Raw genomic sequence first — 13867 nt, 5'->3', positions numbered from 1 at the left:
GACCCGGGCCGACCCGTTGCGGGACGTGGGACGCCGCACACGGAACCCGGGACGTGGACGTAGGAGAGGGTGGCCCGGAACTCGCGTTCCGGACCACCCTCTTGTCACATACGTGTACGTGTGAAGGTCAGCGCGCCTTTCCGCCGCGCGGCATCCGCATGCCCTTCGGCATCGGGCCCTTCGGCAGCGGCATGTTGCTCATCAGGTCGCCCATCGCGCGCAGGCGGTCGTTGGCCGCCGTCACCTGCGGTCCGGCCAGGACGCGCGGCAGCTTCAGCATGGTCGTACGGACCTTCTTCAGCGGCACCTGGCCCTCGCCGTCACCGACGATGATGTCGTGCACCGGCACATCGATCACGATGCGCGCCATCCGCTTCTTCTCGGCGGCGAGCAGGCCCTTCACCCGGTTCGGGTTGCCCTCGCCGACCAGCACGATGCCCGCCTTGCCGACCGCCCGGTGGACGACGTCCTGGCTGCGGTTCATCGCGACCGCCGGCGTCGTGGTCCAGCCACGGCCCACGTTCTCCAGAACGGCCGCCGCAGCGCCCGGCTGGCCCTCCATCTGACCGAAGGCCGCGCGCTCGGCCCGGCGGCCGAAGACGATCGCCATCGCGAGGAACGCCAGGATGAACCCGAGGATGCCCAGATAGATGGGGTGGTTGATCAAGAAACCGATCGCGAGGAAGACACCGAAGGTGACGATTCCCACACCCGCGAGGATAAGTCCGACTTTCGAGTCGGCTTTCCGGGTCATCTTGTAGGTGAGGGCGATCTGCTTCAGTCGCCCCGTGTTCGCAGCAGTGTCTGCGTTTTCCTTCCTCGCCATACCCAGAAGTTTACGTGGCGTGGGAAGTGGCGTCCGACACCGCCTCCAGTAGATGCTGCGTCTCGACCCGGTCCCTGGCCCGGCTGCGGTCCTCCAGGACGGCCGTCCAGGCGTTGCGGCGCGCCGTGCGCTGGCCGCCGCCGAGGAGCAGGGTCTCCACCGCGCGCAGCGCGCCGGCGAGGGAGGGGAGCGGGGGCAGGACCGTGGCGGTGCGGGAGGCGGCTGCCACGGCCCGGGCCACGGAGCCCTCGGCCGGGACGCCCGCGGTGTGGTGCGCGGGGGAGTCCGCGGTGTGGTGAACGGGTCGTACCGGCGCGACCTGCATGGTGGCGGTCCCCTCGCAGAGATGAAGACGTGAGCGCGTGTGCGCGGTGCGTGAATCCAGGGTCACTCACTGGTGTTACCAGGGCGTGACCGACCGGTCAAACCCGAATGAAACCCTGACGCGGGTGCGGATCCGGGCCCGCGAACACCGACGCGGCCCGTGCCACCGCCCCTGCCTGCGGGGGAGTGTACGGGCCGCGTCATGCCATGAGTTACTGGCGGGTAATGGCTTGTGTTCGGATTCACACGGCCTGGGCTGCCACCGCCGCGCCCCGCCGCTCGTTCGCCTGCTGGTAGAGCCGGCCCGCGCGGTACGAGGAACGCACCAGGGGACCCGACATGACGCCCGAGTAGCCGATCTGGTCGGCCTCCTCCTTCAGCTCCACGAACTCCTGCGGCTTCACCCAGCGCTCGACCGGGTGGTGCCGGGGCGACGGCCGCAGATACTGCGTGATCGTGATCAGCTCGCATCCGGCGTCGTGCAGCTGCCGCAGCGCGTCGCTGACCTCGGCGCGCTCCTCGCCCATGCCCAGGATCAGGTTGGACTTGGTGATCAGCCCCGCCTCACGGGCACGGGTGATCACTTCGAGGGAGCGCTCGAACCGGAAACCGGGGCGGATGCGCTTGAAGATGCGCGGCACCGTCTCGACGTTGTGCGCCAGCACCTCCGGGCGGGACGAGAACACCTCGGCCAGCTGCTCGGGCACGGCGTTGAAGTCGGGGATGAGCAGCTCGACCTTGGTGTGACCGCTCTCGCGGTCCGCCGTCAGGGCGTGGATCTGACGCACGGTCTCCGCGTACAGCCAGGCACCGCCGTCCTCCAGGTCGTCCCGGGCGACACCGGTGATCGTGGCGTAGTTCAGGTCCATCGTGACGACGGACTCACCCACCCGGCGCGGCTCGTCGAGGTCCAGCGCCTCCGGCTTCCCGGTGTCGATCAGACAGAAGTCACAGCGCCGGGTGCACTGCTCACCGCCGATGAGGAAGGTCGCCTCGCGGTCCTCCCAGCACTCGAAGATGTTGGGACAGCCGGCCTCCTGGCAGACCGTGTGCAGTCCCTCGCTCTTCACGAGTTTCTGGAGCTGCTGGTACTCGGGCCCCATCTTCGCCCGGGTCTTGATCCACTCGGGCTTGCGCTCGATGGGGGTCTGGCTGTTCCGGACCTCCAGGCGCAGCATCTTGCGTCCGTCGGGTGCGACAGCGGACACGTCCGGCACCTCTCTCTGCTGGCGCGGCATTCGATTCTTCGGCGAACACCAGGTTACGCCCGTTATTTGCGTGGCATTACGTCTGGCCAACCCGTGGCCGATGGGGCGCATTCCCCCGGCGTTCGCGCCGAGGGACGCGGGGCTCCGGCGGCTACGCTCTCGCGCGCTCCGGCTCGTACTCCCGGCGTGACCCCGGAGCGCCACCCGGAGCGTGCGCGGGCGCGCCCCCGGCCGGGTCCGAGGCGCCGGGCGGAGTCCCCGGCGGGGCCGCGGCCGGGCGCTCCCGCACGATCTCGCGCGGCTTCGGGTCCGCCTGCTCCAGCACCTCCCGCAGATGCTTCTCCAGGACGGGAACGACCTCCCCGACCGTCACCTCACGGCCCAGCTCGTACGAGAGCGAGGTCACGCCCGCGTCCCGGATGCCGCACGGCACGATCCGGTCGAACCAGGTGTTGTCCGGGTTCACGTTCATGGCGAAGCCGTGCATCGTCACCCCCTTGGCCACCCGGATGCCGATCTGGGCCAGCTTGCGGTCCTCGCGGCGCTGCCCGGCGTTGGAGGGGGCGTACTCCGGCCCGTTCAGCCTCGGGTCGAACTCCTCGTCCACCGCCCGGGGATCGAAGTCCAGCGTCAGCCCGCCCACCGCCGGCCGCTCCGCCACCGGGTCACCGAGCACCCACACCCCGCTGCGGCCCTCGACCCGGGTGGTCTCCAGACCGAAGTCCGCGACCGTACGGATCATGGCCTCTTCGAGGCGGCGGACATGCGCGACCACATCGACGGGGCGCGGCAGCTTGAGGATCGGGTAACCCACCAGCTGACCGGGGCCGTGCCAGGTGATCTTCCCGCCCCGGTCCACATCCACGACCGGGGTGCCGTCCAGCGGGCGCTCACTGTCCACCGTGCGCCGTCCCGCCGTGTAGACGGGGGGATGTTCCAACAGCAGACAGGTGTCCGGGATCTCGTCGGCGAAGCGGGCCGCGTGCACCCGGCGCTGCTCCTGCCATGCCTCCTGGTACTCGACGCTGTCCGCGCCGAACCCCAGATGGATGTACCGCAGCTCACTCACGCCCGTGCCTCCCTCGCCACTCCACCGCGCGCCACAAGCGCCCCCGCCACTGTACGGCGGCCCCCGCCGGGACGGCCGGGCAGGTGGTCCCGGGCAGCTCAGGAAGGGGCCGGTCACACCGGGGTCAGTGGCGTCGGCGCTGCTCACACGATCGAATGAACGTTGGGCAAAGGTAGTGGCCGGAGCGGTCGTGGCTACTAAATTCGCGCCGTTCCATGAGGGCTGCTCCCCGGGCCCGGAAGGCAGGAGACCGAACAGCTGATGTCGGAACGACCTCCGCAGCGCATTCCCAACCGCCAGCTCGCCGCACTCATCTCGGAAGCCGGATTCTCCAACGCGGGGCTCGCCCGGCGGGTGGACCAACTCGGCCTGGAGCACGGCCTCGATCTCCGGTACGACAAAACCTCGGTGACGCGCTGGCTGCGCGGACAGCAGCCACGCGGCACCACGCCCGCACTGATCGCCGAGGTCTTCACCCGCCGGCTCGGCCGCCGGCTCTCCGCCCAGGACCTGGGACTGGACGCCTGCGCCCCCGTCTACGCGGGGCTCGAATTCGCGTCCAGCCCGGAGGAGGCCGTCGACATCGTCGGCGGCCTGTGGCGCAAGGACTCCGGCAGCCACAGCGAACTCCGCAAGATCGCCTTCACCCCGGCGGGGCTGGTCGTACCCAGCCGCGACTGGCTCATCGGCCGTCCCGACGAACGGGTCGGCCACCCGGGTCCGCCCGCCGCGCGCGGCGGCGCCCGGGTGCCCGCCCAGGGGCGTACGACGGCGAACGCCGGCCTCGGCCCCCCGGCGGGCCGCGGGAGCCCGGCGGGGACGAAGAGTCCCGCCGCCCCCGCCCCTCCCGCGCTCCCCGTCGTCCCCAGACAGCGCACCGAACGCGCCGCCGGGCAGAAGGTCACCCCCGGCGATATCGAAGCCCTGCGCTCGGTCGGCGACCTCTTCCGCACCCTCGACCAGGCGTACGGCGGCGGCCACGCCCGGCAGGCCCTCATCCGTTACCTGGAACACGAGGCCGAACCCATGCTGCGCGGCACCTACGGCGAGACCACCGGCCGCAGACTCTTCGCCGCCGCCGCCGATCTGACCCGGCTGGCCGGCTGGACCTCGTACGACATCGCCGCGCACGGCCTCGCCCAGCGCTACTTCGTCCAGGCGCTGCGGCTCTCCCAGGCGGCCGGCGACCGCGCGTACGGCTCGTACGTCCTGATCACCATGAGCCGCCAGGCCGTCTACCTCGGCCACGGCCGGGAGGCCGTCCAACTGGCCCGCGTCGCCCAGCAGGGCATCGGCGCCTCCGCGCCCCCGGTCGTCCAGGCGCTGCTGCACTCGGCGGAGGCTCGCGGCCACGGCGTGCTCGCCGACGCCCGCGCCTGCACATCGGCGCTCGTACGGGCCGAACGCGCCCTGGAGGCGGCGCGGCCGGGCGACGACGTACCGTACTGGGCGCGCTTCTTCGACGAGGCGCAGCTCGCGGACGAGTTCGGGCACTGCCACCGCGACCTCCAGCAGTACCGCAGCTGCGTGCAGCACGCCGAACGCTCCCTCCGGCTGCGGGCCCCCGCCTTCGCGCGCAGCCGCCTCTTCTGCCGCGTCGTGCTCGCCTGCGGCCGGCTGGGCCTCGGTGAGCTGGAACAGGCGTGTCTGCTGGGCGCTGAGGCGGCGCAGCAGGCCACCGAGATGCGGTCCGCCCGCGCCGTGGAGTACGTACGGGACTTCGAACGGCGGCTGGAGCCCTACCGCAACGCGACGGCCGTACGGACCTACCGCGAACGGGTCGCGGCGATCGGCTGACCGCAGTTGAGCCGGTCCCGTCCGGAGGAAGTCGACGCCCCGGACGGGGCCGGAGTCCTGATTACGCCGCGGCCGTCAGCGGCATCGGCTCCCGCGCCGCCCGTACCCCCAGGTCCCGCAGGATCGCGTGCGCGGCACGGCGGCCCGAGAACAGCGCGCCCTGAACCGTGTTGGTGTCCCGGTGGTCACCGCACACGTACAGCCCGGACAGCAGCCTCACCGGCCGGCGCAGATCGTGCGGCGGCGCCATCGCGGGCACCGCCTCCGGGTCGTGATGGACCGCCAGCAGCTCCCACCCGTCCGTCGGCGTCCCGTACAGCCGCGCCAGATGCGCGCGCACCGCACCGTCCAACTCGGCCGCCGGTCCGGGCGGTCCGAGCACCGTCGACGAGATCAGCACCCTGCCCCCCGGCGCACGCGAGGGGTCGACCGCGCTCATCACGGCGGTGTGCGCGACCGGCCCGCTCCGGTCCGCGTCCAGCAGCAGCGCCGGGTCCGTCAACGGGGCGGTGGGCGCCGTGTGGTGGAGCACCGTCACGGCGTGGAAATCCGGCACCCGCAACCCGGGCAGCAGCTCGGCGGCGGCCCGCCCGCCCGTCGCCAGGACGAGCGAACGGCAGCCGATCTCGCCGTGCTCCTTGGTCGTGACGGTGTTGATCGACGCGTCCGTCACACAGACATCCGTACGGACCGTGCCCTCCGGCAGCGTCCGCGCCAGCAACTCCGGCAGCGTGGCGGCGCCGCCCGCCGTGACACACAGCCTGCCCCGCGCGAACGCCCGCAGCGCGAGATCCGCGCACCGGCTCGACGTACGGAGATCCGGGTCGCACAGCAGCGCGGACAGCAGCGGGCGGACAAAGCTGTTGACCGTGCGCGCGGGCAGCCCCCGGGCGGACAGCGCCTCCAGCGCCGTGCGTTCCGGCCGGGCCAGCAGCCGGTCGGTCGGCGTCGCCGCGAGGCGGCCGAGGGCCGCGCTCAGCCGGGCCTGGTCGAGCGCGCCGCCGAGCGGGGGGCGGGGGGCGCTCGCGAGGGCGCGTGCCACGGTGAGTGCGCTCCGTGCGCTCCCGACGGCTCCCGTGCGGTAGTTGCGGCCGTCACTGTGCACGAGGACGCCCGGCGAGAACATCCGGACGTTGGCGCCCTCCAGCCCCGGTGTACGCAGCAACTCCGGATACGAGGTGGTGAGCAGCCGCCCGCCCCGGTCGAGCCGGAACCCGTCCACCTCGTCGGTGGCCATGCGCCCGCCGACGCGAGGGGCAGCCTCCAGGACCGAGACGGTGACGCCCGCGCTGGTCAGATGATGAGCGGCGGACAGACCGGCGAGGCCCGCTCCGATGATGACGACGTCCGCGTGGTGCGTGGTGCGGTGCGCGTTACTGATGGCGGTGCTGAGCACGAGCCCCTCCCGAGGTCGGCGCGGCTGGTGAGGCGGCGGGCGAGGGCGGATGCCCGCACCGGGCCCCTGGAACGCCCGAGTCCACGCCGAGACTAGGGAGCGAAAGGGGGCGTCGCGGACGCGCGCGGGCGGGGTCACCGATGCATGGGGGGTGCGTGGCCGTCTGGCGACGGCGGGGGGTGGGGGTGCGGTGGGTGGTGGTGCGGGTCCGCCGTGGTGTGCGGGGGCCGGGGGCTCCGGAGGCGCATGTCCGGACGGCATGATGTACGGCGCGCGCGGGTCGTCGTGTCCGTACGGGTGCGTCATGCGCCACACATCACGCTTTATCGTCCGGACACCCACCTCCTGCGCCGCCGACCCCCTCCCGCCCGGCGGGCCCGCACCACCACCGCCTCCCTCAACCCGCACCCGAGCACCGGCCCCCGCCAAAAACCCGTTCGGCGAAGCTAGACCGCCGAACGCACCGCCTCGGCCACCGTCGGGAACGCGAAGGTGAAACCCGACTCCAACAGCCGCGTCGGCAGGACGCGTTGGCTGCCGAGGATGTCCTCCGAGAGGTCCCCCAGCGCCAGGCGCAGCGCGGCCGCCGGGACCGGGAGGAGGGCCGGGCGGTGGAGGACGTGGCTCATCGCGGCCGTGACCTCGCGGTTCGTGACGGGGTGCGGGGCCGTGAGGTTGACCGGGCCCTCCAGAGTGTCCGTGTCGATGAGGTGGCGCAGCGCGGCGACCTCGTCGTGGAGGGCGATGAAGCTCCAGTACTGGTGCCCGTCGCCGAGCCGGCCGCCCAGGCCCGCGCGGAACAGCGGGAAGAGGCGGCCCCAGGCGCCCCCGGCGGCCGAGACGACCAGGCCGGTGCGGGCGAAGACGGTGCGTACGCCCGCTTCCTCGGCCGCCAGCGCGGCCTCCTCCCACTCGACGCACACGCCGGGCAGGAACCCGTCGCCGGGGGGCGCGCTCTCGTCGACCTGGCGGTCCCCGGTGTAGCCGTAGAAGCCGATCGCGGAGCCGGAGACCAGTACCCGGGGCGGGGCGTCGAGGGAGGCGATGGCCTCGGCGAGGGTGGCGGTGCCGAGGACCCGGCTGTCGCGGATCTCCTTCTTGTACGCCTCGGTCCAGCGGCGGCCGGCGATGCCGGCGCCGGCGAGGTGGACGACAGCGTCGGTGCCGTTGAGGGCACGGGTGTCGACGTGCTGGCTCTCGGGGTCCCAGGTGACCTCGTCGGCCGCCCGGGCGGGGCGGCGCACCAGGCGGATCACCTCGTGGCCGTCCGCGCGCAGGGAGCGTACAAGTGCCGTACCGATGAGCCCGGTGGAACCGGTGACCGCGATCCTCATGGGTCCCATCCTGCCCCTCCCGGACCGCATGGCACAGTTGCGCCATGGCTGTCCCGCAGATTCGTCCCGCGGTCCGTGCCGACGACGACGCCCTGAGCCTGCTCGACCGGGCGTCCTGGTCGCCGTTGCACACGGTGACCCCCCGGCCGGCCCCGCCGTTCGGGCCCTTCTTCGACGCGTCGCATCCGCCGGAGGAGTTCCTGGTGGCGGAGGCGGTGCCGGGAGGCGGCCGGGGCGAGGAGGCGGTCGCCGGGTACATCCGGGTGGCCAGGCCCCTGCGGCTCGTCAGCAACGCGCACGTGCGGCAGATACAGGGCCTGGCGGTCCACGACTGGGCGCGCGGTCGGGGCGTGGGGCGGGCCCTGCTGCGCGCGGGGGCGCTGCACGCGCGCAATCAGGGGGCGCGGCGGCTGACGTTGCGGGTGCTGGGGCACAACGCTCCGGCGCGCGGGCTGTACGAGTCGGAGGGCTTCGTCGTCGAGGGGGTGCTGCGCGGTGAGTTCCTGCTGGAGGGCGCCTATGTGGACGACGTGTGCATGGCACTGTCGCTGACCGATTGAGCAGGTGCGGCGCGCCCCGGCGGGCTCACTCCGGGCCGAATCGTTCCGACAGCCGGGGGAACCGCTCCGCCAGCGCCGCCTCGTTCTCGAAGTCCAGCGGTGTGCCCGTGGGCTCGGCGGGCTGCGCGGCGATGCCCAGGGCGGGGGCCACCACGCCGGTCAGCTGCTCGTACGCCTCGTCCGCCGCGTAGCCGAGTTCCTCGCCGTCCCCGTCGACCCGCTCGTCGAAGTCGTCCAGCAGCTCCGCGAGGCTGTCGGGGTCGTGCACCGCGCCCTCGAAGATCTCGCGGCCCTGCCCGATGAGCCAGCAGCGGAAGTAGTCGAAGGCGTCGTCGCTCGCGCCGTCGAGGAGTACGGCCGCCGCGCCCCACAGATCCCAGTGGTACGCGCGGTTGTAGCGGGACTCGAAGTGGCGCGCGAAGTCCAGTACGGAGTCGGGGTCGAGCTGGAGCAGTCGCTCGACCAGCAGATCGGCATGGTCCTCGGGGTCGCCGTCGGCGGCCTCGCGGGTCGTGTCGATGATCTCCCAGAACTCCGTCTCGTCCATCACGGGTCAAGCATCCTGCCTGGCGGAGGGCCGCGCACGCGGAGTCGCCGTTTCGTAGGGGTATGTGTGGATACGGTGCCACCCGCTCAGCCGTACAGGGCTCTCATCCGGTCAGCCGTCGCCGCGAAACGGGCGCGCAGCGAGGCCGGTTCCAGGACTTCGGCCTCCGGGCCCAGCGCGAGCAGCTGGCCGTACGCGACGTCCAGCGACTCGACGGGCAGGACCACGGTGAGCCAGTCCGTCCCGTCCGGGGCGTTCGCCGCTTCGACGGCTTCCCGGGCGGCTGCCCGGTCGGTGACGTGCGGCAGCCGGTGGACGCCTTCGGGGGAGAGCCGCAGGAGGACCTCCGTCCGCAGCAGTGAGCGGGCGAACTCGGCGGACCGTTCCTCCCAGAACGCGGGGAGATCGAAGGACTCATCCCTGGAAAAACGTTCCTGCAAGATTTCCGCGCTGGTGAACCGGTCGATCCGGTAGACCCGGAAGGTCTCTTCGACACCGGCGCACAGATACCAGACGCCCGCCTTGAGCACCAAGCCGTACGGGGCCAGCTCCCGCTCCGCCTCCGTGTCCCGGCGCGCGTAGCGCGTGCGGAGCAGCCGGTCGCTCCAGACGGCCTCGGCGACCACCGGGAGCAGCTCGGGCGTGCGGGGCTCCTGGTACCAGCCGGGCGCGTCCAGATGGAAGCGCCGCGCCGCCGAGTCCGGCGCGTCGCGCAGCGACGGCAGCAGCGCCGCCGACACCTTGAGCCGGGCCGCCGACGACGCGTCCTGGAGCCCCATCTCGCGCAGCGCGCCCGGCAGCCCGGACAGGAACAGCGCCTCGGCCTCGCCGCGCGCCAGCCCGGTCAGCCGGGTGCGGTAGCCGCCCACCAGGCGGTACCCGCCGCTCCTGCCCCGGTCCGCGTAGACCGGCACGCCGGCCTCGGAGAGCGCCTGGGCGTCCCGGGTGATGGTCCGCTCGGAGACGTCGAGTTGGCGGGCCAGTTCACCCGCGGTCATGGAGTGTCTGGACTGGAGCAGGAGCACCATTTTGATCAGCCGGGCAGCACGCATGTCTCCATGATGCAGGGAGCCCCTGACACCGGGTGACAGGGGCTCCTTGAGCTGGTATAGGGGCCGGACGGGCCCCGCGGGTCCGGAGAAGGGACCCGCGGGACGGACCGGGCGGCCCCGGCGCGGTCAGAGACCGTAGCGCTCGCGTGCCTCCAGGACCCGCTCCGGCTTGACCTCGCCGCGGCGGGCCAGCTGCGCCAGCGCCGCGACCACGATCGACTGCGCGTCGACACCGAAGTGGCGGCGGGCCGCCTCGCGGGTGTCGGAGAGGCCGAAGCCGTCCGTACCGAGCGAGGAGTAGTCCTGCTCGACCCACTGGCTGATCTGGTCCGGGACCTGACGCATCCAGTCGCTGACCGCGAGCACCGGGCCCGGCGCGCCGGACAGCGCGCGCGTCACGTACGGCACCCGCTCCTCGCCGCGCAGCAGCGCCGCGTCGGCCTCCAGCGCGTCCCGGCGCAGCTCCGTCCAGGAGGTGGCGGACCAGACGTCGGCGCTCACGCCCCAGTCGGCGGCCAGCAGCTCCTGGGCCTCAAGGGCCCAGTGGATCGCCGTACCGGAGGCCAGCAGCTGGGCGCGGGGGGCGTCGGCGGCGGCCGGGGTGCCCTCCTTGAAGCGGTACAGGCCCTTGACGATGCCCTCCTCGACGCCTTCCGGCATCGCGGGCTGCGGCATCGGCTCGTTGTAGACCGTCAGGTAGTAGAAGACGTTCTCGGCCTCGGGGCCGTACATCCGGCGCAGCCCCTCCTTGACGATCACCGCGATCTCGTACGCGAACGCCGGGTCGTAGTTGAGCGACGCCGGGTTGGTGGACGCGATCAGGTGCGAATGGCCGTCCGCGTGCTGGAGGCCCTCACCCGTCAGGGTCGTACGGCCCGCCGTGGCGCCGACGATGAAGCCCTTGCCGAGCTGGTCGGCGAGCTGCCACATCTGGTCGCCGGTGCGCTGCCAGCCGAACATCGAGTAGAAGATGTAGAAGGGGATCATCGTCTCGCCGTGCGTCGCGTACGACGTGGAGGCGGCGATGAAGTCCGCCATGGAGCCGGCCTCGGTGATCCCCTCGTTGAGGATCTGGCCGTCCTTGGCCTCCTTGTAGTACATGATCTGGTCGCGGTCGACCGGGTCGTACGTCTGGCCCAGCGGCGAGTAGATGCCGGCCGACGGGAACAGCGCCTCCATACCGAAGGTGCGCGCCTCGTCGGGGACGATGGGGACCCAGCGCTTGCCGGTCTCCTTGTCCCGCATCAGGTCCTTCATCAGGCGCACGAAGGCCATGGTCGTCGCCACGGACTGCTTGCCGGAGCCCTTGTAGACCGCCTGGAACGGCTTCTCGGACGGCTCGGGCAGCGCCACCGCGTGCACCCGGCGGGCCGGGGCGGGACCGCCCAGCTCCGCGCGGCGCTCCTGGAGGTAGCGCACCTCGGGGGAGTCGGCGCCGGGGTGGCCGTACGGCACCAGGCTCTCGTCCAGCTTCGAGTCCGGGATCGGCAGGTCGAGCAGGTCGCGCATGGCGCGGAACTGCTCCCCGGAGAGCTTCTTCATCTGGTGGTTGGCGTTGCGCGACTCGAAGCCGGCGCCGAGCGTGTAGCCCTTCACCGTCTGCGCGAGGATCACCGTCGGCGCGCCCTTGTGGGCGAGGGCCGCGCGGTAGGCCGCGTACACCTTGCGGGCCTCGTGGCCGCCGCGCGAGGTGAAGAAACACTCCGCGATCTTCGAGTCGGGCAGCAGCTTCGCCAGCTCGATCAGGGCCGGGTCGACGCCGAAGAAGTGCTCACGGATGTAGGCGACGTCGCGGGTCGCGTACGTCTGGAACTGCGCGTCCGGTACCTGGCGCAGCCGGCGTACCAGCGCGCCCGTGGTGTCCAGGGCGAACAGCTCGTCCCAGGCGGAGCCCCACAGCGACTTGACGACATTCCAGCCGGCGCCCCGGAACTGGGCCTCCAGCTCCTGCACGATCTTGAAGTTGGCGCGGACGGGACCGTCGAGGCGCTGGAGGTTGCAGTTGATGACGAACGTCAGGTTGTCCAGCTGCTCGCGCGAGGCGAGGGCGAGGGCCGCCGTCGACTCCGGCTCGTCCATCTCGCCGTCACCGAGGAACGCCCAGACGTGCGAGTTGGAGGTGTCCTTGATGGAGCGGTTGGTCAGATACCGGTTGAAGCGCGCCTGGTAGATCGCGGAGAGCGGACCCAGGCCCATCGAGACGGTGGGGAACTCCCACAGCCAGGGCAGCCGCCGGGGGTGCGGGTACGAGGGCAGGCCCTTGCCGCCCGACTCCTGGCGGAAGTGGTCGAGGTCCGTCTCGGTCAGCCGGCCGTCGAGGAAGGCGCGGGCGTAGATGCCGGGGGAGGCGTGGCCCTGGATGTACAGCTGGTCGCCGGAGCCGTCCCCCTCCTTGCCGCGGAAGAAGTGGTTGAAGCCCGTCTCGTACAGCCAGGCGGCCGAAGCGAAGGTGGCGATGTGCCCGCCGACGCCGTAACGGGCGCCTCGGGTGACCATGGCCGCCGCGTTCCAGCGGTTCCAGGCGGTGATCCGGGATTCCATCTCCAGGTCGCCGTCGAACGCGGGCTCGGCGGCGGTCGGGATGGTGTTGACGTAATCCGTCTCCAGCAGCGCCGGTACCGGGACCCCGGCCGTTCCTGCGTGCTGGAGGGTGCGCCGCATCAGGTACGCGGCACGGTGCGGGCCGGCGTGCTCGGTGACGGCGTCGAGCGAGGCCGCCCACTCGGCGGTCTCCTCGGCATCACGGTCCGGGAGCTGGTCCAGCTCGCTCGGAAGTTTGCCTACGGGGTCGGGCATGGTCGCCGCCTTCCGGACAGGAGGGGGGTGGAGAAATGGCCTTGTCTGGCAGGACAGGGCGACGGGCTGGGTGCAGCCCGTCGTCGACTGTAAGTCGTTGATCGATGATCGATCAAAGGGTTGAGGGGTAAAACTTCTCGAACTCAATGAATTGGCATCCCGTGCCGTGATAGTGGGCACCGAGTGACCAGGGAGAAGTCATTCCAGAAGGGGCATTTCAGGCACGCGGTGCACATCCGAGCACATGGTCCTTCACCAGTGCGCCGATGCCGGGGTCCCGCCGTCGGAACGCCTCGACCAGCTCCTGGTGCTCCTCGGCGTACGACTTCTGCACGGTGCCGAGCCAGCGGATCGACAGCGCGGTGAAGACCTCGATGCCCAGCCCCTCCCAGGTGTGCAGCAGGACGCCGTTCCCGGCGGCCCGCACCAGCTCCCGGTGGAAGCCCACGGTGTGCCGCACCTGGGCGGTGCCGTCGGCCCGGCTGTCCGCCGTGTACAGCGCGGTCACGTGCGGCACCAGCGCGGAGCAGTCCGCCGCGAGGCGCTCGGCCGCCAGCTCGGCGGCGATCTGTTCGAGGCCGGCCCGTACCGGGTAGCTCTCCTCCAGATCGGCCGCGGTCAGATTCCGGACCCGGACGCCCTTGTTCGGCGCCGACTCGATCAGCCGCAGGCTCTCCAGCTCGCGCAGGGCCTCGCGTACGGGCGTCTGGCTGACCTGGAGCTCGGTCGCTATCCGCCGCTCCACGATCCGCTCACCCGGCTTCCACCGGCCGCTGACGATCCCTTCCACGATGTGCTCGCGGATCTGTTCGCGCAGCGAGTGGATGACGGGCGGACTCATGAGGGCGCTCCTCGGGGGCGGCGGTCGATGGACAACGATACGGCGGCGCCCCCGCCCGGAGGAGATTCCGGGCGGGGGCGCCGTTGCCGTACGGGGTGCCTGCTGGCGTTCCTGGTG

General features: G+C 72.0%; 12 protein-coding genes. 2 read left to right on the top strand and 10 right to left on the bottom strand.

Features of this window, described 5'->3' with window-relative positions; translation table 11 throughout:
• Positions 1-127: 127 nt before the first annotated feature.
• The 4 genes from ACFY6S_RS09335 to lipB form a co-directional block, all read right to left on the bottom strand.
• Positions 128-826 (bottom strand): DUF4191 domain-containing protein, encoded by a 699-nt coding sequence (locus tag ACFY6S_RS09335; protein WP_388820866.1) that lies wholly within the window; start codon positions 824-826, stop codon positions 128-130.
• Between the two features lie 10 nt (positions 827-836).
• On the bottom strand, positions 837-1055 hold the full coding sequence (locus tag ACFY6S_RS09330) for a hypothetical protein (protein ID WP_388821579.1): 219 nt from the start codon (positions 1053-1055) through the stop codon (positions 837-839).
• 337 nt (positions 1056-1392) lie between these two features.
• Positions 1393-2358: a lipoyl synthase gene (locus ACFY6S_RS09325; RefSeq protein ID WP_388820863.1), complete on the bottom strand. Its 966-nt coding sequence runs from the start codon at positions 2356-2358 to the stop codon at positions 1393-1395.
• A gap of 151 nt (positions 2359-2509) precedes the next feature.
• Entirely contained in the window at positions 2510-3427 is a 918-nt protein-coding gene (gene lipB / locus ACFY6S_RS09320; RefSeq protein ID WP_388820860.1) for a lipoyl(octanoyl) transferase LipB, read from the bottom strand.
• A gap of 261 nt (positions 3428-3688) precedes the next feature.
• Between lipB and ACFY6S_RS09315 the strand changes: the two genes are divergently transcribed.
• Entirely contained in the window at positions 3689-5224 is a 1536-nt protein-coding gene (locus ACFY6S_RS09315) for a regulator (RefSeq protein ID WP_388820857.1), read from the top strand.
• A 61-nt stretch (positions 5225-5285) separates the two neighbouring features.
• Here ACFY6S_RS09315 and ACFY6S_RS09310 read toward each other — a convergent pair whose 3' ends face one another.
• Together ACFY6S_RS09310 and ACFY6S_RS09305 are read right to left on the bottom strand one after the other, a co-directional pair.
• Complete coding sequence (locus ACFY6S_RS09310) at positions 5286-6605, bottom strand: NAD(P)/FAD-dependent oxidoreductase (RefSeq protein ID WP_388821576.1); 1320 nt, start codon at positions 6603-6605, stop codon at positions 5286-5288.
• Positions 6606-7066: 461 nt separating this feature from the next.
• The gene (locus ACFY6S_RS09305) at positions 7067-7963 is read right to left on the bottom strand and encodes a TIGR01777 family oxidoreductase (RefSeq protein WP_388820855.1); all 897 of its coding nucleotides are present in this window, start codon (positions 7961-7963) and stop codon (positions 7067-7069) included.
• Between the two features lie 35 nt (positions 7964-7998).
• Here ACFY6S_RS09305 and ACFY6S_RS09300 point away from each other — a divergent pair, with 35 nt between their 5' ends.
• Entirely contained in the window at positions 7999-8514 is a 516-nt protein-coding gene (locus tag ACFY6S_RS09300; protein ID WP_388820852.1) for a GNAT family N-acetyltransferase, read from the top strand.
• A 25-nt stretch (positions 8515-8539) separates the two neighbouring features.
• On the opposite strand, the gene ACFY6S_RS09295 is transcribed toward ACFY6S_RS09300, so the two are convergent.
• From ACFY6S_RS09295 to ACFY6S_RS09280, 4 genes are all read right to left on the bottom strand, one after another.
• Positions 8540-9061 (bottom strand): DUF4240 domain-containing protein, encoded by a 522-nt coding sequence (locus ACFY6S_RS09295; RefSeq protein ID WP_388821573.1) that lies wholly within the window; start codon positions 9059-9061, stop codon positions 8540-8542.
• An 86-nt stretch (positions 9062-9147) separates the two neighbouring features.
• Positions 9148-10113 carry a helix-turn-helix transcriptional regulator gene (locus tag ACFY6S_RS09290; RefSeq protein WP_388820849.1) on the bottom strand — a complete coding sequence of 322 codons (966 nt, stop codon included), beginning with the start codon at positions 10111-10113 and terminating at the stop codon, positions 9148-9150.
• A gap of 126 nt (positions 10114-10239) precedes the next feature.
• The gene (gene aceE, locus ACFY6S_RS09285; protein ID WP_388820846.1) at positions 10240-12909 is read right to left on the bottom strand and encodes a pyruvate dehydrogenase (acetyl-transferring), homodimeric type; all 2670 of its coding nucleotides are present in this window, start codon (positions 12907-12909) and stop codon (positions 10240-10242) included.
• Between the two features lie 217 nt (positions 12910-13126).
• Positions 13127-13750 (bottom strand): GntR family transcriptional regulator, encoded by a 624-nt coding sequence (locus tag ACFY6S_RS09280; RefSeq protein ID WP_388820843.1) that lies wholly within the window; start codon positions 13748-13750, stop codon positions 13127-13129.
• Between the last annotated feature and the right edge of the window lie 117 nt (positions 13751-13867).

The organism is Streptomyces sp. NPDC012835 (genome assembly GCF_042900885.1).
Taxonomy (GTDB): Bacteria; Actinomycetota; Actinomycetes; order Streptomycetales; family Streptomycetaceae; genus Streptomyces.
Note: the sequence above shows the minus strand (reverse complement) of the source record. Positions and strands in the feature narration are given on the sequence as shown.

Bases quoted from the DNA above. Each gene is read 5' to 3' on its own strand.
- ACFY6S_RS09335 (WP_388820866.1), bottom strand. From the start codon at position 826: ATGGCGAGGAAGGAAAACGCAGACACTGCTGCGAACACGGGGCGACTG.
- ACFY6S_RS09315 (WP_388820857.1), top strand. From the start codon at position 3,689: ATGTCGGAACGACCTCCGCAGCGCATTCCCAACCGCCAGCTCGCCGCA.
- ACFY6S_RS09305 (WP_388820855.1), bottom strand. From the start codon at position 7,963: ATGGGACCCATGAGGATCGCGGTCACCGGTTCCACCGGGCTCATCGGT.
- ACFY6S_RS09300 (WP_388820852.1), top strand. From the start codon at position 7,999: ATGGCTGTCCCGCAGATTCGTCCCGCGGTCCGTGCCGACGACGACGCC.
- ACFY6S_RS09295 (WP_388821573.1), bottom strand. From the start codon at position 9,061: ATGGACGAGACGGAGTTCTGGGAGATCATCGACACGACCCGCGAGGCC.
- ACFY6S_RS09290 (WP_388820849.1), bottom strand. From the start codon at position 10,113: ATGCGTGCTGCCCGGCTGATCAAAATGGTGCTCCTGCTCCAGTCCAGA.
- aceE (WP_388820846.1), bottom strand. From the start codon at position 12,909: ATGCCCGACCCCGTAGGCAAACTTCCGAGCGAGCTGGACCAGCTCCCG.
- ACFY6S_RS09280 (WP_388820843.1), bottom strand. From the start codon at position 13,750: ATGAGTCCGCCCGTCATCCACTCGCTGCGCGAACAGATCCGCGAGCAC.